Source organism: Arenimonas sp. (assembly GCF_044353605.1).
Lineage (GTDB): Bacteria > Pseudomonadota > Gammaproteobacteria > Xanthomonadales > Xanthomonadaceae > Arenimonas.
Window position 1 is genome coordinate 57,265 of record NZ_JBILBO010000001.1, and the last position, 19,110, is coordinate 76,374.

Here is a 19,110-nt window from a genome sequence, read left to right on the forward strand (position 1 = left end):
ACCTCAAACCATTAGGGCCGCGTCATGATCGTTAGGAAGTTAAGACTGAAAAGAGGGTGGTCTCAGAGTCAGCTGGCAGAAATGGCCGGTGTGACCACCCGTACTATTCAGCGGATCGAACAAGGCCATCGGCCAAGCACTGAAACGTGCAAGGCGCTTGCTTCTGTGTTTGAGGTAGACCTATCACTTTTACAACCAGAGGATAAGCAAATGCAAAACGAAACCGAATTGAAAGCGGATGAACAACAAGCGCTCCTTTATGCCAAACGAATGAAGGAGTTTTATGAATTTCTGATTACCTATGTGGTCTTGGCAGCCGTGTTTATTTTTGTTTTTCACGCCGAGCCTGTGGTTTACATAATTTTCGCCGGGCTTGGGGTCGGTCTGATTGTTCAAGGCCTCATCGCATATGAAGTTGTCAGCTTCATGAGCCCTGGCTGGGAGAAGCGGCTGGTTGAGCGCAAGCTTGGGCGAAAGCTGTAACTCACAGCGTTGGTTCGCTCATTGAAGTCGGCACAACTGCGCGCCCTCGATAATGGGGGCGCAGCAAAACTGCAATGGTGCGATTTACGATAATCAGCCCAAAGCCAGCAAGGCGATACTGAGACCCAAGCCAATCATCCAAATCAGGGAGCGCAGGGTGGCGCGATCGGCCAGATACGCCCAGGTATAGAGCAGACGGGCGGCAATGAATGCCATGGCCAGTAGATCGATGCGCGCCTGTTCGGCACCGCCGATCTGGGCGAAAAGCACCCCGGCAATGAATAAGGGCAGCGCTTCGTAGCCATTCAGCTGTGCGGCATGTGCCCGGCCACGCCAGCCTTCGAGAGCGGCTTCCCACGCGCGCGGATTAAAATTATCGTAACCGCCCTGCTTGCGCGGAATACGCGCCAGCGTGGCCTTGGCCGAGCCGACGGTCAGAATGGGCAGCAGACATGCCGCCAGAACACACCATTGTGCAATCGTCATGAAACTCTCCTGATTCGAGTGAATAAAAATGAAATAGTGGTGCGGGGTTAAGCCAGAAGCTTGTGCAGAATCAACTGAAACAGACCGGGCAGGCGTTCCAGATCGGCGACGGCCACATGCTCGTCGACTTTGTGGATGCTGGCATTGACCGGACCAAGTTCGATGACCTCCGCGCCCAGCGGCGCGATGAAACGGGCATCCGAGGTGCCACCGCCGGTGTTCTCGACCGGAACCTGTCCGCAGTATTCGGCTATCGCCTCTCGTGCGGCACTGCGCAAGGGTCCGTCATGGGTCAGGAACGGTTCGCCGCCGCGGTGCCAGTGAAGCTGGTAATCCAGACCTGCGGCGTTCAACACGGACTCGACTTCGTGCTCGAGTTGTTCGGCGCGCCAGCCCGGGTTATAGCGGAAGTTGAACAACGCGCGAAGCGTTCCGGGAATGACATTGTTGGCGCCGGTTCCGGCAGTGATGTTGGAGATCTGGAACGAGGACGGCGGAAACTCGGGATAGCCCTCGTCCCATCGCCGAGCGGCCAGCTCGGCCAGCGGCGCCATGGCCTGATGGATCGGGTTGCGTGCTTTTTCCGGGTAGGCCACATGGCCCTGGATGCCATTGACGGTCAGCGTGCCACTGAGCGTGCCGCGACGGCCAACGCGGACCAGATCGCCGAGCGCCGCCATCGATGAGGGCTCGCCGGTAATGCAGTAGTCAATGTGCTGGCCGCTGCTGCGGAAGTGTTCGGCCACACGCCGCACGCCCTCGATGGCATCGCCTTCTTCATCCGAGGTCAGCAGCAGCGCCAGTGTGCCGCAGTGACCGGGGTGCGCGGCGATGAACTGCTCCATGGCAATCACGAAGGCGGCGACCGAGGCTTTCATGTCGGCAGCGCCACGGCCGTAAAGCATGCCGTCCCGGATTTCCGGACTGAAGGGATCGGAGGCCCAGAGATTCGCATCACCCGGCGGCACGACATCGGTGTGACCGAGCAACACGGTCACCGGTGCACCCTGCCCGTGCGTCACCCATAAATTCTTCACGGCGCCGAAATCCAGTCGCTGGCAATGGCAGCCGGATCGCTCAAGGCGCGCGGCGATGAGCTCCATGCAGCCGGCGTCATCGGGCGTAACCGAACGCCGTGCAATCAATTCCTGTGTCAAATCCAGCACATCGCTCATGGTCGGTCCTCAGGCGGAAAACAGTTTCTTGTACTGCGCGTCCTTGAAGCCGAGCACTACCCGGCCGTCGGGAAACACCAGCACCGGGCGTTTGACCAGCGCCGGGTATTCCTTCAGCAGCATCAGGTATTCGGGCGTCGATCCCGGTGACTTCTTGTTCGGCAGCAGATTGCGCCAGGTAGTGCTGGATTTATTCAACAGGGTGTCGAAGCCACCCAACCGCCCTGCCCAGGCGCTCAGTATTTCCGGTCCGATCGGATGGGCACGGTAATCGATGAATACAAACGGTTGCTCGATGCGCTTCAGCCAATTCAGCGCTTTCCGGCAGGTGTCGCAGTTCGGCAGACCGTAGAGGGTCAAGCTCACTCGACGGCTCCGCGCAATAGATCATTGACCGAGGTCTTGCTGCGGGTTTTTTCATCGACCTGCTTGACGATGACCGCGCAGTACAGGGAATATTTTCCATCGGCCGAAGGCAGGGAGCCGGACACCACCACCGAACCGGCCGGCACGCGGCCATAGCTGACTTCGCCGGTGGCGCGGTTGTAGATGCGGGTGCTCTGGCCGATGAACACGCCCATGCCGATCACCGAGCCGCGTTCGACGATGACGCCCTCGACCACCTCTGAGCGCGCACCGATGAAACAATCGTCTTCAATGATGGTCGGTGCCGCCTGCAACGGCTCCAGCACGCCGCCGATGCCGGCGCCGCCGGAGATGTGGCAGCGGGCACCGACCTGGGCGCAGGAGCCGACGGTGGCCCAGGTATCGACCATGGTACCGGGGCCGACATGTGCGCCGATGTTGATGAAACTCGGCATCAGCACGGCGTCTTTCCCGATGTAGGAACCGGCGCGGGCCACGGTTCCGGGCACCACGCGGGCACCGAGACGGCGGAAGTCTTCGGCATCGTAATTTTCGAAGCGCAGCGGCACCTTGTCCCAGAATGGATTGCCGGGCTCGCCCATCACGTCCATATCGTGGCAGCGGAAATACAGCAGCACCGCTTTCTTAAGCCATTCATTGACCTTCCAGCCGCCTTCCTGCGGTTCGGCGACGCGCGCGTCACCCGATTCCAGCAAGGCAATGACGTGATAGAGATCGGGCTTGAGCGCCTCGATGGCGGCCGCATCAAGCGCGGCGCGGTTGTCGAAAGCGTGTTCGATTCGGGCTTGCAGTTCAGTGGTCATGGTTTCCTTCCTTCCAGATAGTCTAACAGCGCCGCCTGCAAGTCATGCAAGACCGCAGGATCGGATAACGCATGGTTGTCCCGGTCGCTAAGCACGAAAATATCCTCGGCGCGTTCGCCGAAGGTGGCGATCCGTGCATCATGCACCCGGACTTTGCGCTGGAGCAGCACATAGCCGATGTCGGCCAGCAGTCCCGGGCGGTCGGCACAGACCAGGCTCATCAGCGTGCGATCGCCGGCGGCGGAGCTGAATTCAATCCGGGTCGGCGTTTTGAAATGCCGTAACCGACTCGGCAACAGGTGTTTGGCCGGCTTGATGCTGGCCGGATCCTTCAGCGCCGCCGACAGCGTCTGTGCGATGCGTTTGCTGTCCGGCGTATGGCTGCCCTTGAGGGTGATGAAGTTATCCAGTGCATAACCGTCGTTCGAGGACAGGATTCGTGCGTGGAACACACTCAGATTCAGTCGATCAAGCGTGGCCAACAAGCCGGAAATGATGCCGTCGCGGTCGGGCGTGCGCACGAAGATCTCCAGTGAATCCTTTCCGACCAGTTCACGCACCAAAATCTGGGAGGGCATTGCGGCCTGTGACAACACGCCCTGGGTTTGCCAGACCAGCTGGTCCGGGCGGTAACGCAAAAAGGCGTCTTCCGGGTAGGTTTCCCACAAAGGCTGCACATCTGATTCGCTGAAGCCGGCATCCATCAACTTGGCGAGGGCCATATTGCGGGTTTCCGCACGGATGTCTTCGGCATTCAGCGGGTGCTCGAGACCGACGCGCAGCACATAGCGGGTCGCGGTATACAGATCGGCCATGAGCTGATCTTTGAACGCATTCCACAATTTCGGACTGGTACCGGCGATATCCGCGCAGGTCAACACATACAGATAATCCAGATGTTCACGGTCGGCGACCTTGCCGGCGAAACCATTGATGATATCCGGATCGGAGATATCGAATTTTTGGGCCGTGAACGACATCAGCAGGTGCTGGGCGATGAGCCACTCCACCAGCTGTGCATCGGCCGCCGGCAGACCATGGCTGCGCGCGAACCGGGCGAAATCCGCTGCGCCCAGTTCAGCATGATCGCCACCACGGCCTTTGGCGATGTCATGGAACAGCCCGGCCAGCCATATCAGGTGCGGCTTGCGGAGACGCGGGAAGACTTCGTGCGGCAGTGAGAACCCATCCACTCGGCCCTGTTCGAAGCGGCGGATGAATTCCAGCACGTTCAGTGTGTGCTGATCGACGGTATACACGTGGAACAGATCGTACTGCATGCGCCCGGTGACCTGACCGAATTCCGGCAGATACCGCGCGAGAATACCCAACCGGGCCAGCCGCTGCAGACTGAGCACACCCTGCGGATGGCTGATCAGGGCAATGAAAGCTGCCCGTGTGGATTCGGGTTGTTCGTCATAGGGAAGAATATCCGGCAGGGATTCCGCCAAACCGCGCGCGGTATCCGAATGCAATCCTTTGCAGCCAGCCAGTCCGCTCCAAACCGCAAACAAGTCAAAGAGCCGGGGCAGACTTTCGGGTCCAAAGCGGTTGTCGCGGGCAAGCAGGTAGCCATTCTTCAGTTCGAAATGATCATCAATCGCCGTCACCACCTGTTCTTCGGCCAGGTGCTCTTCGAAACGTTGCAGAAGACGGTCATTGATGCGCAACAAAATGGCGGCGGACCGGAAGAAGTCCTGCATGAGTTGCTCGACCGCGAGATTGTCAGGGGTATCCTTCAAACCGAAAAGCTCGGCAAGGCTCTTCTGGTGGTCGAACAGGAGTCGCTCTTCCGGACGTTTGACCACCAGATGCAAGGCGAAGCGTAGACGTGCCACGATGCGCCAATTGCGAAGCAGCGCCTGCCACTCTGCCTCGCCGAGCAGTCCGAGCGGCACCAGTCCGGCCAGTGAAGAAACCCCATAAAGCTTCCGCGACAGCCAGTTCAGGGTATGGAAATCGCGCAGACCGCCCGGCCCCTCTTTCAGATTAGGTTCGAGGTTATCGGCGGTATTGTGGAATTTGGCGTGACGCTGACGTTGTTCGTCGCGCTTGGCTTCGAAATAGCCGCGGGCATCGTAAACCTCGGGGGAATTGACCGCAGCGTCCAGCTCCAGGAACACGGTATTGTTGCCGGCGAGCAGACGGATTTCCAGCAGCGAGGTGTAGGTCGCCACATCCAGACGGCTCTGCTCCAGACAGTGTGCAATTGAACGTACGGCCTGCCCGACCTTCAGCCCCGAATCCCACAACATCGAGAAGAAGCGGCCGATGGCCTCCGCGTGCCGCGCATGTTCGGCTTCTTCACCGCACACCAACAAGTCGATATCGGAATGTGGATACAGCTCGCCGCGGCCATAACCGCCGGTGGCCACCAGCGCCAGCGCCCCAGTGTCGCCAAGACTCAGTGACCAAGCTTTGCTGACCAACACATCCAGGCATTCCCGGTATCGGCCGATCAGGGTTTCTATGGCGACGCCCTTGGCCAGACTGTCGGTCAGGGCACTGCGTTGTTCGGCGAGCGCCAGTTTGGCGGCGGCAGTATATTCAGCAGCGGTTCCGGCCTGCGAGATGGCCGAAGCGGCAGGGTCAGCGCTGACGCTGCCCGCGGTCACAAATCGTTGTCGTCGCCGGGCAGACGGGTCAGGATCTCGACACCGTCATCGGTGACGGCCACCGTATGCTCCCACTGCGCGGACAGGGAACGGTCCTTGGTCACGACTGTCCAGCCATCCGGCATCAGGCGGGTATGGCGGGCGCCCTCATTGACCATCGGCTCGATGGTGAAGGTCATGCCCTTTTCCAGGCGCAGACCGGCGCCGGGCTGGCCGTAATGCAGCACTTGCGGGTCTTCGTGGTAAATCCGGCCGATGCCATGACCGCAGTATTCGCGAACCACCGAAAAACGCTCGGCTTCCACCAGCTTTTGAATGGCATGTCCGATATCGCCCAGAGTCGCTCCCGGGCGAACGGCACGGATGCCTTCGAACATGGCGGCGCGGGTCACGTCAATCAGGCGCTTGGCCTTCACTGACGGTTCGCCGACCGTATACATCCGGCTGGTATCGCCATGCCAGCCGTCTTTGATCACGGTCACGTCGATATTCAGGATATCGCCCTCTTTCAGCACCTTGCCCGGCGACGGAATACCGTGGCAGATGACATTGTTGACCGAGGTGCAGATGGTCGCCGGAAAGCCTTTGTAGCCGACATTGGCCGGAATCGAGTGCTGAACCTGAACGATGTGTTCATGGCAAATGCGGTCCAGCTCCGCCGTGGTGACGCCGGGCTTGACGTGGGGGGCGACGATCTGCAGGACTTCCGCAGCCAGGCGGCCGGCGATGCGCATGTTTTCGATGTCCTCGGCGGACTTAATTGAGACTTTCATGGCGCTATTATCCAACACTTGCGGCAAAATGGCACTTTCTTGTATAATTATCGGGCTTCAAGCGCCCACGCCGAGCGTCAATCGGCGAATTCACACACCGGATATTCCCCTGCTTCGGGGTGCCCCTCGGGGTTCGAAGCAGCGATTCGGTGGAGGCCCAACCCCGGAACCAATCGCCTTACCCAGGCCGGTTCCCTATCGCTTAAAGGATTCAACCATGTCCCAAGTCACCATGCGTCAAATGCTGGAAGCCGGCGTTCACTTCGGCCACCAAACCCGTTACTGGAACCCGAAAATGGGTCCGTACATTTTCGGTGCCCGCGGCAAGATCCACATCATCAATCTTGAAAAAACCATGCCGCTGTTCACCGACGCGATGAATTTCATCTCGGCGATTGCACAAAAGCGTGGCAGCATCCTGTTCGTCGGCACCAAGCGTTCCGCCCGCGATGCCATCAAGGAAGAAGCCACCCGTTGCAACATGCCGTACATGAGCATGCGCTGGCTGGGCGGCACCCTGACCAACTTCCGCACCGTGAAGCAGTCCGTTTCGCGTCTGAAAGAACTGGAATCGGCCGAAATCGACGGCACCTTCGAAAAGCTGGTCAAGCACGAAGTTCTGACCCTGCGCCGCGAGCGCGACAAGCTTGACGCTTCGCTCGGCGGCATCAAAGACATGAACCGTCTGCCGGACGCCCTGTTCGTCATAGACATCGGCCATGAAAACATCGCCATCCAGGAAGCCAAGAAGCTCGGCATCCCGGTCATCGCCGTGGTCGATACCAACTACGATCCCAACCTGGTCGACTACGCCATCCCGGGCAACGACGACGCCATCCGCGCCGTACAACTGTATGTCCGTGCCGCCGCCGATGCCGTACTGGAAGGCAAAGCCGCTGCGCCGATTACCGCCAGCAGCGCCAATGACGACTTCGTCGAACTGGACGAAGAAGGCAATCCGGTCGGCAAAGACGACAAAAAAGGTGCCCGCCGCGCTCCGGCCAAGAAAGCCGCGCCGCGCCGCGAAAAACGCGACGCCTGATTGAAGCCATGACAGGGGGTGCTTCGGCACCCCCTTCCCCATCGGCAGCTGGCCGATGCGACATTCCCCCTTGAACAACTCCGAGGTTAATACGATGGAAATTACCGCTAGCCTGGTAAAAGAACTCCGCGAGCGCTCCGGCGCCGGCATGATGGAATGCAAAAAAGCCCTGACTGAAAACGCCGGCAACATCGACGCCGCCATGGAATACCTGCGCAAGACCGGTCTGGCCAAGGCCGACAAGAAAGCCGACCGCGTTGCCGCGGAAGGTCGCATCGGTATGGCCAGCAGCGGCGGAAAAGCCGTTCTGGTCGAAGTCAACTCCGAAACCGATTTCGTCGCCAAGGATGACAACTTCCTGTCCTTCGTCAATGCCGTCGCCGAGGCCGCCCTGGCTTCCGATGCCGCCGATGCCGAAGCCCTGAAATCGGTCGCCATGAACGGCGGTACCGTGGAAGAAGCCCGCGCCGCACTGATCGCCAAAGTCGGTGAAAACGTGCAAGTCCGTCGTTTGGTCCGCGTCAACTCGCCCAACACCGTTGCGGCCTATATCCACGGCGGCCGTATCGGCGTGCTGGTCGATCTGGCCGGCGGCGAGATGGAATTGGCTCGTGGCATCGCCATGCATGTGGCTGCCATGAATCCTCCTTACAACAAAGCCGCCGATGTTCCGGCCGACTTCATTGCCAAGGAAAAGGAAATCGAACTGGCCAAAATGCCGGAGAAAGACAAGAACAAGCCCGCCGATATCCTGGAAAAGATCATTGCCGGCAAAGTCAGCAAAATCATCAATGAAGTCACCCTGTACGGTCAGCCCTACGTGCTGAATACCGACCAGAGCGTGGAAGCTGCCGTCAAGGCCGCCGGTGCCGATGTCATCGGTTTCCAGCGCCTGGTGGTCGGCGAAGGCATCGAAAAAGTGGTGGAAGATTACGCCGCTGAAGTCGCCAAGGCCATGGCCGTCTGAATTGGAAAGCCACCTTCGGGTGGCTTTTTTTCACTCTCCATTATTCCGGAACACCTATCCGCCATGACCCACATTCGTCGTCTCGATTACGCCAGCACCCCGCATGAGCCCTATGACGTTGCCGCTGAAAAAATGCTTGCCGGCAGTCCGAAGCAGATTCTCAGCAACCACTTCAGCAATGCCGTCGGCAATTTCCATACCGGCTTCTGGGAAGCCGAGCCCGGCATCTGGCAGGTCAATTACACCGAATACGAATATTGCGAAATCCTGCAGGGCGTGATCGTGATGACCGAGGACGGCGGGGAGGCCCAGACCGTCCGCGCCGGCGACCGGTTTACCATTGAACCGGGTTACCGCGGGACCTGGGAAGTGCGTGAATACGCACGCAAAGTCTATGTCATCTACGAGCCCTGAGCCCGTCCGCACCCTGCTATAGCCCCCGCCAATCCGCTAGAATGACCTTACCGACGCCCACCCTGGAGCCCGCCATGAGCACTTTGAAATACCGCCGCATCCTGTTGAAGTTGTCCGGCGAAGCCTTGATGGGCGACGGCGATTACGGCATCGATCCCAACATCATCAACGGCCTGGCACGAGAAATCATCGCGGTTCAACAGGCCGGGGCCGAGGTCGGCGTGGTCATCGGCGGTGGCAACATCTTCCGCGGTGCCGGCTTGGCCGCCGGTGGCATGGACCGCGTCACCGGCGACCACATGGGCATGCTGGCTACTGTCATCAACGCGCTGGCCATGCAGGATGCCCTCGAAAAACATGGCGTCAATGCGCGTGTGATGAGCGCCATCAAAATCAACCAGATCTGCGAAGACTACATCCGTCGCCGCGCCGTGCGTCATCTGGAAAAAGGCCGCATCGCGATTTTCGCGGCCGGGACCGGCAACCCGTTCTTCACCACCGATTCCGCGGCCGCCCTGCGCGCGACCGAAATCAACGCCGAACTGCTGCTCAAGGCCACCAAAGTTGATGGCATCTATGATTCGGATCCGAAAAAGAACCCGGACGCGAAGCGCTTCGAGCGCCTGACCTACGATGATGTGCTGAACCGCAAGCTACAGGTCATGGATACCGCTGCCTTTGCGCTTTGCCGTGAAAACGATATTCCCCTGCGGATTTATGACATGGGCAATGCCGGCGCGTTGATGCGCATTCTGCAAGGCGAAGACATCGGTACACTGGTCACCCGCTAAACGCATGCACGATCATCCGCACGGTCATCACGGTCATCGCCATACCAGCCATCACCATGTTTTTGCATGGGCGATGTGGATTAATCTGGCCTACTCGGCCATCGAAGCCGGATTCGGACTCACCTATAATTCTCTTGCGCTGATTTCGGATGCCCTGCACAACCTCGGCGATGCCGCAGGCCTGGCATTGGCATGGGGTGCAGCGTGGATGGCCAGCAAGACCCCGACCGAACGCCACACCTTCGGCTGGCGGCGCGCCACCCAGCTTTCTCCGCTGTTCAATGCCATGCTTCTGGTCGGCTTCAGCGGCGCACTGCTCTGGGAGGCGATTGGACGGTTTCAGAACCCGCCGGAAGTGCCCGGAGGACTGGTCGTCGCCGTAGCGGGACTCGGCATTCTGGTTAATCTGGGAACGGCCGCGCTGTTTCTGCGTGGCCAGAAAACCGACCTGAACAAACGTGGCGCCTACCTGCATCTGCTCGCCGATGCCGCGGTTTCAGTGGCGGCGGTCATTGCCGGTTTGGGTATCTGGTGGCGGAACTGGTTCTGGCTGGACCCCCTGACCGCACTGCTGGTGGCTTTGGTCATCGGCGTCAGCAGTTGGCATCTGCTCAAGGCCAGCTTCATGCAAGTCATGGATGCGGTACCCGAGAACCTCGAAAAAGCCGAAGTGGAGTCCTATCTTCGTCAGCTGCCGGGAGTTACCGCCATCCACCATGTGCATATCTGGTCGCTGGGTGCCGAAGAAATCGCGCTGACCGCGCATATCGTCCGCAACACCGTGGACGGCCATGACGGATTCATCGACGTTGCCAATCAGGCCCTGCAGGAGCGCTTCGGCATCAACCATGCCACGCTGCAGATTGAGCTGGGCGAATCCTGCCATCACGACCATCATGACCACGCCCCGCACCACTGATGTTTTTTCATTGATTTTAAGCATTTAGCTTGTTCTCGGTTTATAATTAGGCTCATCATCGGAACAGGAGCCCCGCATGCTCAATGAAATCAAAAAAGATGCGCAGACACGCATGGCTAAAAGCGTCGACGCCCTCAAGCACGAGCTGTCTTCGCTGCGGACCGGCCGCGCCAACACCGGGCTGGTCGACAATCTGAAGGTGAACTATTACGGATCCGATATGCCGCTGAGCCAGGTCGCGACGGTCACCGTCGCCGATGCCCGGTCGATTACCATCACCCCTTGGGAAAAGGCCATGGTCGGCGCCATCGAAAAAGCCATTCTGGCCTCGAACCTCGGCTTTACCCCGAACACCCTCGGCCAGGTCATCCGCATCAACCTGCCGCCGCTCACCGAAGAGCGCCGCAAGGACCTGATCAAGCACGTCTATGCCGAAGCCGAAAATGCCAAGATTTCGGTTCGCAACATCCGCCGCGATGCCATCTCCGGAGTGAAGGATCTGCTCAAGGAAAAATCCATTTCCGAGGATGAATCCCGTCGCAGCGAGGATGAAATCCAGAAAATCACCGACAAGGCGGTCAAGGACATCGACGACATCGCCAAGGCCAAGGAAACCGAGCTGCTGGCCGTCTGAAGAGCTCTGGCCATGCGCTCGGACATTCCACGATATCCCCAACACATCGCCGTCATCATGGACGGCAACGGCCGTTGGGCCGAGCAGCGCGGCAGCATCCGCAGTATCGGTCACCGCGCCGGCGCCAAAGCCGTGCAGATCGCCATCGAATTCTGCCTTGAGCAACGCATCGGAAGCCTGACCCTATTCGCATTCTCCAGTGAGAACTGGAATCGGCCGCAGGAAGAAGTCAGCACCCTGATGAAGCTGTTCCTGCGCATGCTGGATACCGAAATCGAAGAACTGCATCGCCGGGGCGTGCGCATCCGCTTCATCGGCCAGCGCAGCGACTTCGCAGCTGAAATCCGCGAAAAAATGATCTGGGCGGAATCCTTGACGGTCGCCAATACTACGCTCAACCTCAATATAGCCGGCAGTTACGGCGGACGCTGGGATATCGTGAATGCCTGCCGAGCCCTGCTGTTATCGGCCCGGAATCCGGAAGACATCACCGAGGAAAGCCTTGGCCGGCACATGGCGCTGGCCGACCAGCCCGATCCGGACCTGCTGATACGCACCGGCGGTGACTGCCGCATCAGTAACTTCCTGCTCTGGCAGATGGCCTACACTGAATTCTGGTTTACCCCCACGCTTTGGCCGGACATCACCCGTCAAGAGCTGTCTCAGGCGCTTGCGGATTTCTCTGGCCGCGAACGCCGGTTCGGTCTGACCAGCGAGCAAATCCTAGGAGAACAGGCATGAGCCACGGTAAACGCATTCGGTCCGCGCTTTGGATGATTCCGTTAGCCATCGGCGCCATTCTGTTTCTGCCTACGCCCTGGATGGGCGCTTTCATGGCGGTTTTGCTTTTGGCCGGTCTGCATGAATGGTGTGCGCTCTCCGGCCTCGACCGCCCTCAGGCCAAATGGGCTTATCTGGCTGCCAACGCCGCATTGGTTGCCACGATTGCCTGGACCGATGGCGGCGCACACCGCAATTTGATGGTGGCGATTGCCATCGGTGGCATATTCTGGCTGTTGGTGCCGTTATGGCTGTGGAAATTCGATTTTGCCCGCGAATCCTGTGATCGCAATCGACGCTTGAAGTTGCTGGCCGGCATGCTGGCCTGTGTGCCGGCTTGGGCGGCATTGGTCTGGATTCATGGCAGTGATGGCGGTCCGGCATGGACGCTGTTCGCCATCGGCCTGGTCGCCGCTGCCGACAGCGGCGCTTATGTTTTTGGTGTCAATTTCGGAAAACATAAACTCGCTCCGAACATCAGTCCCGGAAAAAGCTGGGAGGGTTTCTGGGGCGGCCTATTCGTAACGCTGACTCTCGCCTTGGTCTGCATGCCCTTGTTCGACGCTCCTTGGTCCGATTTCTGGCGCTTTGCCTTGCTCGGTCTGTTGACCGGCGTGTTCTCGGTCTTCGGCGATCTTTTTGAAAGCCTGATGAAACGGCATGCCTGTATCAAGGATTCCAGTGCGCTCATTCCCGGGCATGGTGGATTGCTTGATCGTCTCGACAGCATCGTATCAGGTCTCGTGGTTTTCGCTCTGGTGAAATACGGCCTGGCACTATGAAAAGTCTGTGCCTGCTCGGCGCGTCTGGATCCATCGGCCAGTCCACTCTGAAACTGGTCGATCAGCACCCGGATCGTTTCCGGATTACGGCCATGTCGGCCCATACCCAGATCGATGCTTTGATTGATTTATGCCGCCGTTACCGGCCCTTACAGGCGTGCATCGCCGATTCGTCCCTGTTTACCGCTTTGCGGGACGGTCTGCGTGCGGAAGGACTTGCGACCACGCCGCTTGCCGGATCCGAGGGTCTGCAGGACATGGCGGCTGATAACCGATCCGATACCGTCATCGCGGCCATCGTCGGCGCTGCCGGTGTCGCCTCGACATTCAGTGCGGCACGCGCCGGGAAACGCATTCTGCTGGCCAACAAGGAATCCATCGTTCTGGCCGGACAGCTGTTGATGCAGACCGTCGCTGAATATGGCGCGCAATTGTTTCCGGTCGACAGCGAGCATAATGCGATTTTCCAATGCCTTCCCGCACATGGCGGCCGCGCGGGCGTCCGACGCTTGATCCTGACCGCATCGGGCGGTCCGTTTTTGGGCAAAACACGCGCTGAATTGGCAACAATCACGCCGGAACAGGCCTGCCGGCATCCCAAATGGTCGATGGGGCGCAAGATTTCGGTCGATTCCGCCACCTTGATGAACAAGGGACTGGAAGTCATCGAAGCCCACCATCTGTTCGGCATGCCGGCCGAGGCCATTGAAGTCGTCGTGCACCCTCAAAGCATCGTGCACTCCATGGTGGATTATTGTGACGGCTCGGTACTTGCACAAATGGGTGAGCCCGATATGCGCACCGCGATTGCCTATGGCCTTTCGTACCCTGAACGCATCGATTCCGGCGTCAAAACCCTTGATTTCCGGACGCTGGGGCGGCTGGAGTTCCAGACCCCCGATACCGAAACATTTCCCTGCCTGAGTCTGGCCTATACAGCCATCGGCCGTGGCGGCAACGCTCCGGCTGTGCTGAATGCCGCCAATGAAGTGGCCGTCATGGCTTTTCTTGAGGGACGACTCCCCTTCCTGGCCATCCCCGATATCGTGGCGCAGACCCTTGATGCCCTAGCGTGGGAACCTGCGGAGGATTTAGCTGTCCTAATGGCAAGCGATGCCGAAGCGCGCCGCTACGCCAACAACCGAATCCACTAAACCATGCCTGACTTCATCAGTCCACTGTTCTGGTACATCCTCACCATCGGCATTCTGGTGACCGTGCATGAGTGGGGACACTTCGCCGTCGCACGCCGCTGCGGTGTGCATGTGCTGCGCTTTTCGGTCGGCTTTGGCCGTGCGTTATACAGCCGTACCGGTAAGGACGGAACCGAGTACCGGCTGGCGCTGATTCCGTTCGGCGGCTACGTCAAAATGCTGGACGAACGCGAGCAGGAGGTTCCGCCTGAACTGCAGCCGTTCGCCTTCAATCGGCAATCGGTCGGCAAGCGCTTCGCGATTGTTGCCGCCGGACCTCTGGCCAATCTCATTCTCTGCATCGGCCTGCTCTGGGCCGCATTGATCCTCGGCGTGCCCGAACTGCGCGCCCTGATTGGCCCGTCCACGGGACTGGCGCAACAGGCCGGCTTCCAGACCGGTGATGAACTGGTTGCCGTCGACGCCAAGCCGGTACAGGCCTGGAACGATGCCTTGCCGGCCCTGGCTTTGGCAGCCATGGACCGGCGTCCGATTGACGTACAGGTCACCACGCTGGCGGGCGGCTCTGAAATTCGGCAGCTTGCTCTGGATAAGCTGTCAGAAGACTTTCCCCAGGACAAGCTGCTGCAGGAAATCGGTCTAACGCCGTTCTTTTCCGCAGCACTGCCGATCATCGGCCAGGTGCAGAAAGATGGTCCGGCGGAGGGTGCGCTGCAACCCGGGGACCGCATCACCGCCATCGAGGGCGTCAAAATTGCGCAATTCGGGGATATTCCGAAAACCTTGGCGCAAAAAGCAGGCGACGGCCGGAACCTTCGTGTCGAAGTCCTTCGTGACGGCGTCGCCATGGCTTTTCTCATCGCTCCGACAGAAGTCATTCAGGATGCAAAAAAAGTATGGCGGCTTGGCGTCGGCAGTATGAGTGCGGTCAAAACCGTGCAATACCCGCCCTTGCAGGCTCTGCCTGCCGCTTTTTCAAGAACCTATGACATGACACGGGACAGCCTCGCGGTCATCAAGCGGCTTCTGACAGGCGCTGCATCCGTCGACAATCTGTCCGGACCGATTGGAATCGCGCGTGCCGCGGACAGTCAGGCCAGCTGGGGAATATCGACATTTCTGGGCTTTTTGGCCGCGATTTCGCTGGCATTGTGTATCATGAACCTGTTGCCAATACCGCTTCTAGATGGCGGGCATCTGCTCTATTTCGCTTACGAATGGGCCACCGGCAAAGCGCCCGCAGAAAGTGTCCAGGCTATCGGGCAGTACATCGGCATTTTTTTTCTCGCCGGACTGCTGGGAATAGCCATTTTCAACGATTTTTTTCGTATCATTTCATAATCAACCCGAGCATCACCCCCTGGAACCCCGATGACCCCTTCAAATCTCCGTAAAAGTCTGCTGTGCCTGTCCCTGGCAATTGCAATGAGCCAGCCCGCACAAGCCCAGCTGGCTGAGTCGTTCGTGGCCAGTGACATCCGGGTTGATGGTCTGCAACGGATTTCAGCGGGTACGGTGTTCACCTATCTGCCCATCGAAAAAGGCGATACGGTCAATTCCTCGAAAACCACCGAAGCCATCCGGGCGCTTTACAAGACCGGATTCTTCAGCGACGTCCGGTTCGAACGCCAAGGCAATATTCTGGTAGTGAATGTCACCGAGCGCCCCAGCATCAATACACTGACGCTCAAAGGGAACAAGGAAATCAAGACCGAAGATCTGCTCAAAGGGCTCAAGGGCATCGGTCTGAGCGAAGGTGAAATCTACAACCCGCTCAATCTTGACCGCGTGACCCAGGAACTGTTGCGCCAATACAACAACAAGGGCAAATATAACGTCGTCATCGTACCGACCGTCAAGGAAATCGACCGTAACCGCGTTGATGTCTCCCTCGACATCACTGAAGGCAAGAGCGCACGCCTTCGTGACATCAATATCGTCGGTAATACCGTGTATCCGGACGATGTGATCCGCGATGGCTGGGAGTCCAACACCAGCAACTGGCTGTCCTGGTACAAGCGGGACGACCAATACTCCCGGGAAAAACTGTCCGGCGACCTCGAAAAATTGACGGATTACTACCTGGACCGCGGTTATGTGGATTTCAACGTCGAATCGACCCAGGTCACCATCAGTCCTGACAAGAAGGACATGTTCCTGACCGCCAACGTCGTTGAAGGCAAGATTTACAAAGTCACTGGCGTGACTGTCAGCGGCGAAACCATCGTTCCCAAAGAAGATGTCGAAAAACTGCTTCTGATCCGGACTGGAAATACCTTCTCAAGGCAACTTCTGACCGCAACCAATGACCGCATCACCGCGATGCTGGGCAACATCGGTTACGCGTTCGCCGAAGTCGACCCGGTACCGACCATCAGCCGCGATGACCAGGAAATCAGCATCAATTTCGTGGTCAAACCCGGCCCGCGCGTGCAGATCCGGCGCATGGAAATCAAAGGCAATGTCCGCACCGCTGACGAAGTCGTGCGCCGCGAGCTGCGGCAGTTCGAGAACACGTGGTATTCGCAGGCAGCGCTCGATCGTTCAAAGATCCGTCTTCAGCGGTTGGGCTTCTTCGAAACCGTTGAAATCGAGCAGGAGCCCGTAGCAGGACGGCCGGACCAGGTCGATGTGTTCATCAACGTCAAGGAACGCAACTCCGGCAGCTTCGTGTTCGGACTGGGCTACCAGCAACTTTACGGTCTGACCGCATCCGTGCAGTTAAGTGAAAACAACTTCCTCGGGACCGGAAACCGGATGTCGGTGGCCGTACAGAACAACAGCTACTCCAAGCGCCTCAGCTTCTCCTACACCAATCCGTACTTCACCGAAGACGGCCTCAGCCTCGGTTACAACGTGTCCTACAGCGATTACAATCAGGGTGATTTCAATACAGCGCGCTATACATCCAAGAATTTCAATGCCGAAGCCGTCATGGGCATTCCGCTGAGCGAAACGGACAGCATCCAGGTCGCCCTCGGTTATGACAAAATCGATCTGACCACCACGCTCGGCTCGACACCAAGACCGCTGGTGGACTACCTGAGCGACATCTTCGGTCCGCAACCTTTCTTTCCCTGCTTCGATGTCGATGACGACAGCGACCCGAATACGCCTTCCACGGACGATGACGGAACACCGGGGCCGGACACCCAGCTCTGTGGCTTCAACCAAACCTGGCCGGTCAAACAGATTCGTGCCCAAGCCGGCTGGGGCCGCGACTCACGCAACGACTTCCTGCTGCCGACCCGCGGCACCTATCATCGCGTAAACGCCGAGTTCTCGTTCCCAGGCTCAGAAATTTCGTATTACAAACTCAGCTACCAATTCGAACATTATCGTCCGCTGAATTCCTGGTTGGTCCTTAAAGTCGGCACCGACCTCGGGTACGGTGACAGTTACGGCAACACCGGCGATGCCGGCATGCCGTTCTTCAAGAATTTCTACGTCGGCGGTCCGCAATCGGTTCGCGGCTATGAAGCAAATACGCTCGGACCAAGCTACGGCAGCTGTATCCCCGTGGCTCCTGCGACCACCTGCGTACCCTCCTTCCTGCAACCACTCGGTGGCTCGCTGAAAGTCGCGGGTACATTCGAGTTATTGTTCCCGAAACTGTTCAATGCGCGTGGCACTCGCTTGTCGGCATTCCTCGATTACGGCAACGCTTTCGCCGGAAGCTTTGACTATAGCGGTTATACCGACACCACCGTCGGTGCCGTTTTCGGTGCTGACAAAATCAACTTCAATTCCCTGCGTGCATCCGTTGGCGTGGCCCTGCAGTGGCAAGCTCCGGTCGGTCCGATCTCAATCAGTTATGCCATGCCGCTGAATGACGGTGAATTCGACCGGATTGAACGCCTGCAATTCACCTTCGGTCAGCAGTTCTGACCTAACATGCTGACCCTTAAAGCGCTTGCGGATCGTTTCGGTCTGGACTTCCGGGGTGATGCGGACACCGTCATTTCAGGCATCGGCACGCTCGCCGATGCCCAGTCGGGTCAATTGGCATTTCTGGCCAACAGCAAGTACACCGCGCAACTGGCCGACACCCGGGCCTCGGTGGTGGTGCTGAGCGAATCCGATGCCGATGCCTGCCCCTGCGCCTGTTTGATCAGTGAGAATCCCTATACCAGTTTCGCCCTCATTACCGCCCTGTTCGATGATGACGATGACCTGCCTGCAGGCATCCATGCCACTGCCGTAATCGATGCCACGGCGCGCATCGGCACCGAGGTTCGCATAGGACCCTATGCGGTCATCGGTCCGGACGCCATCATCGGTGACCGCTGCCAGATCCATGCCCATGTCCATATCGGCCGTGGCTGCACCTTGGATGTCGACTGCCTTCTGTTGCCGAAAGTCACCCTGGTCAAACGTGTACACCTCGGAAAGCGCGTCCGCATCCATTCCGGCGCGGTGCTCGGTGCAGACGGTTTCGGAATCGCCTTCCATCAAGGGCAGTGGGTCAAAATCGCACAGCTCGGCGGCGTCCGAATCGGCGATGACTGCGAAATCGGCGCCAATACCACCATCGACCGCGGCGCCATTGAGGATACGGTGCTGGAAAACGACGTCCGTCTCGATAACCAGATCCAGATCGGCCACAATGTGCGCATCGGCGCCCACACTGCCATCGCCGGGTGCGTGGCTGTTGCCGGATCGACCCGCATCGGCCGTTACTGTCTTATCGGTGGCGCTGCCGGCATCGTCGGTCACATCGAAATCGCCGACAAGGTGGTTGTGGGTGCGATGAGTCTGGTCACCCATTCGCTGACTGAAGCGGGCGAATACGCCTCAGGAACACCGATCCAGGCCAAGGGCGAATGGCGCAAAAATGCCGCGCGCTTCAAACAGCTCGATGCCATGGCACGCACGCTCAATACACTGAAGAAAAACGGGGACTGA

Annotated in this window: 19 protein-coding genes; 13 read left to right on the top strand and 6 right to left on the bottom strand. The window is 58.8% G+C overall.

The annotated features are described in order from the left end of the window. The first annotated feature begins 24 nt into the window (after positions 1–24). Positions 25–483: a helix-turn-helix domain-containing protein gene (locus tag ACIQ1A_RS00275; protein WP_395769079.1), complete on the top strand. Its 459-nt coding sequence runs from the start codon at positions 25–27 to the stop codon at positions 481–483. Positions 484–576: 93 nt separating this feature from the next. On the opposite strand, the gene ACIQ1A_RS00280 is transcribed toward ACIQ1A_RS00275, so the two are convergent. The 6 genes from ACIQ1A_RS00280 to map are packed head-to-tail and all read right to left on the bottom strand — an operon-like array spanning position 577 to position 6,722. Beyond that, positions 577–969: an MAPEG family protein gene (locus ACIQ1A_RS00280; protein WP_395769080.1), complete on the bottom strand. Its 393-nt coding sequence runs from the start codon at positions 967–969 to the stop codon at positions 577–579. A gap of 47 nt (positions 970–1,016) precedes the next feature. After that, positions 1,017–2,144 carry a succinyl-diaminopimelate desuccinylase gene (gene dapE / locus ACIQ1A_RS00285; RefSeq protein ID WP_395769081.1) on the bottom strand — a complete coding sequence of 376 codons (1,128 nt, stop codon included), beginning with the start codon at positions 2,142–2,144 and terminating at the stop codon, positions 1,017–1,019. Positions 2,145–2,153: 9 nt separating this feature from the next. Further along, on the bottom strand, positions 2,154–2,510 hold the full coding sequence (locus ACIQ1A_RS00290; protein ID WP_395769082.1) for a Spx/MgsR family RNA polymerase-binding regulatory protein: 357 nt from the start codon (positions 2,508–2,510) through the stop codon (positions 2,154–2,156). Beyond that, the gene (gene dapD, locus ACIQ1A_RS00295) at positions 2,507–3,334 is read right to left on the bottom strand and encodes a 2,3,4,5-tetrahydropyridine-2,6-dicarboxylate N-succinyltransferase (RefSeq protein ID WP_395769083.1); all 828 of its coding nucleotides are present in this window, start codon (positions 3,332–3,334) and stop codon (positions 2,507–2,509) included. Before dapD ends, ACIQ1A_RS00290 begins: the two co-directional genes overlap by 4 nt. After that, the gene (gene glnD / locus ACIQ1A_RS00300; protein WP_395769084.1) at positions 3,331–5,949 is read right to left on the bottom strand and encodes a [protein-PII] uridylyltransferase; all 2,619 of its coding nucleotides are present in this window, start codon (positions 5,947–5,949) and stop codon (positions 3,331–3,333) included. The genes dapD and glnD overlap by 4 nt, the downstream gene beginning before the upstream one ends. Further along, positions 5,946–6,722, bottom strand: a complete 777-nt coding sequence (gene map, locus ACIQ1A_RS00305; RefSeq protein ID WP_395769085.1) for a type I methionyl aminopeptidase — start codon at positions 6,720–6,722, stop codon at positions 5,946–5,948. Before map ends, glnD begins: the two co-directional genes overlap by 4 nt. Before the next feature lie 217 nt (positions 6,723–6,939). Here map and rpsB point away from each other — a divergent pair, with 217 nt between their 5' ends. The 12 genes from rpsB to lpxD all read left to right on the top strand — a co-directional run bounded on the left by rpsB (position 6,940) and on the right by lpxD (position 19,110). Then, a complete protein-coding gene (gene rpsB, locus ACIQ1A_RS00310) occupies positions 6,940–7,764 on the top strand; it encodes a 30S ribosomal protein S2 (RefSeq protein ID WP_395769086.1) in 825 nt (274 codons plus the stop codon). A 94-nt stretch (positions 7,765–7,858) separates the two neighbouring features. Beyond that, entirely contained in the window at positions 7,859–8,731 is an 873-nt protein-coding gene (gene tsf, locus ACIQ1A_RS00315; protein ID WP_395769087.1) for a translation elongation factor Ts, read from the top strand. Between the two features lie 63 nt (positions 8,732–8,794). Further along, positions 8,795–9,145: a cupin domain-containing protein gene (locus ACIQ1A_RS00320; RefSeq protein WP_395769088.1), complete on the top strand. Its 351-nt coding sequence runs from the start codon at positions 8,795–8,797 to the stop codon at positions 9,143–9,145. 74 nt (positions 9,146–9,219) lie between these two features. Next, complete coding sequence (gene pyrH, locus ACIQ1A_RS00325; RefSeq protein WP_395769089.1) at positions 9,220–9,936, top strand: UMP kinase; 717 nt, start codon at positions 9,220–9,222, stop codon at positions 9,934–9,936. A gap of 4 nt (positions 9,937–9,940) precedes the next feature. Then, positions 9,941–10,855, top strand: coding sequence for a cation diffusion facilitator family transporter (locus tag ACIQ1A_RS00330; RefSeq protein WP_395769090.1), 915 nt, complete (start codon positions 9,941–9,943; stop codon positions 10,853–10,855). Between the two features lie 76 nt (positions 10,856–10,931). Further along, the gene (frr, locus tag ACIQ1A_RS00335) at positions 10,932–11,489 is read left to right on the top strand and encodes a ribosome recycling factor (RefSeq protein ID WP_395769091.1); all 558 of its coding nucleotides are present in this window, start codon (positions 10,932–10,934) and stop codon (positions 11,487–11,489) included. 12 nt (positions 11,490–11,501) lie between these two features. Next, positions 11,502–12,230 (top strand): polyprenyl diphosphate synthase, encoded by a 729-nt coding sequence (gene uppS / locus ACIQ1A_RS00340; RefSeq protein WP_395769092.1) that lies wholly within the window; start codon positions 11,502–11,504, stop codon positions 12,228–12,230. Further along, complete coding sequence (locus ACIQ1A_RS00345) at positions 12,227–13,051, top strand: phosphatidate cytidylyltransferase (RefSeq protein ID WP_395769093.1); 825 nt, start codon at positions 12,227–12,229, stop codon at positions 13,049–13,051. Before uppS ends, ACIQ1A_RS00345 begins: the two co-directional genes overlap by 4 nt. After that, entirely contained in the window at positions 13,033–14,205 is a 1,173-nt protein-coding gene (locus ACIQ1A_RS00350) for a 1-deoxy-D-xylulose-5-phosphate reductoisomerase (RefSeq protein ID WP_395769267.1), read from the top strand. Before ACIQ1A_RS00345 ends, ACIQ1A_RS00350 begins: the two co-directional genes overlap by 19 nt. Positions 14,206–14,208: 3 nt before the next feature. Continuing rightward, on the top strand, positions 14,209–15,546 hold the full coding sequence (gene rseP, locus ACIQ1A_RS00355) for an RIP metalloprotease RseP (protein WP_395769094.1): 1,338 nt from the start codon (positions 14,209–14,211) through the stop codon (positions 15,544–15,546). Positions 15,547–15,576: 30 nt separating this feature from the next. Then, positions 15,577–18,093 carry an outer membrane protein assembly factor BamA gene (gene bamA, locus ACIQ1A_RS00360; RefSeq protein ID WP_395769095.1) on the top strand — a complete coding sequence of 839 codons (2,517 nt, stop codon included), beginning with the start codon at positions 15,577–15,579 and terminating at the stop codon, positions 18,091–18,093. Positions 18,094–18,099: 6 nt separating this feature from the next. After that, the gene (gene lpxD, locus ACIQ1A_RS00365) at positions 18,100–19,110 is read left to right on the top strand and encodes a UDP-3-O-(3-hydroxymyristoyl)glucosamine N-acyltransferase (protein ID WP_395769096.1); all 1,011 of its coding nucleotides are present in this window, start codon (positions 18,100–18,102) and stop codon (positions 19,108–19,110) included.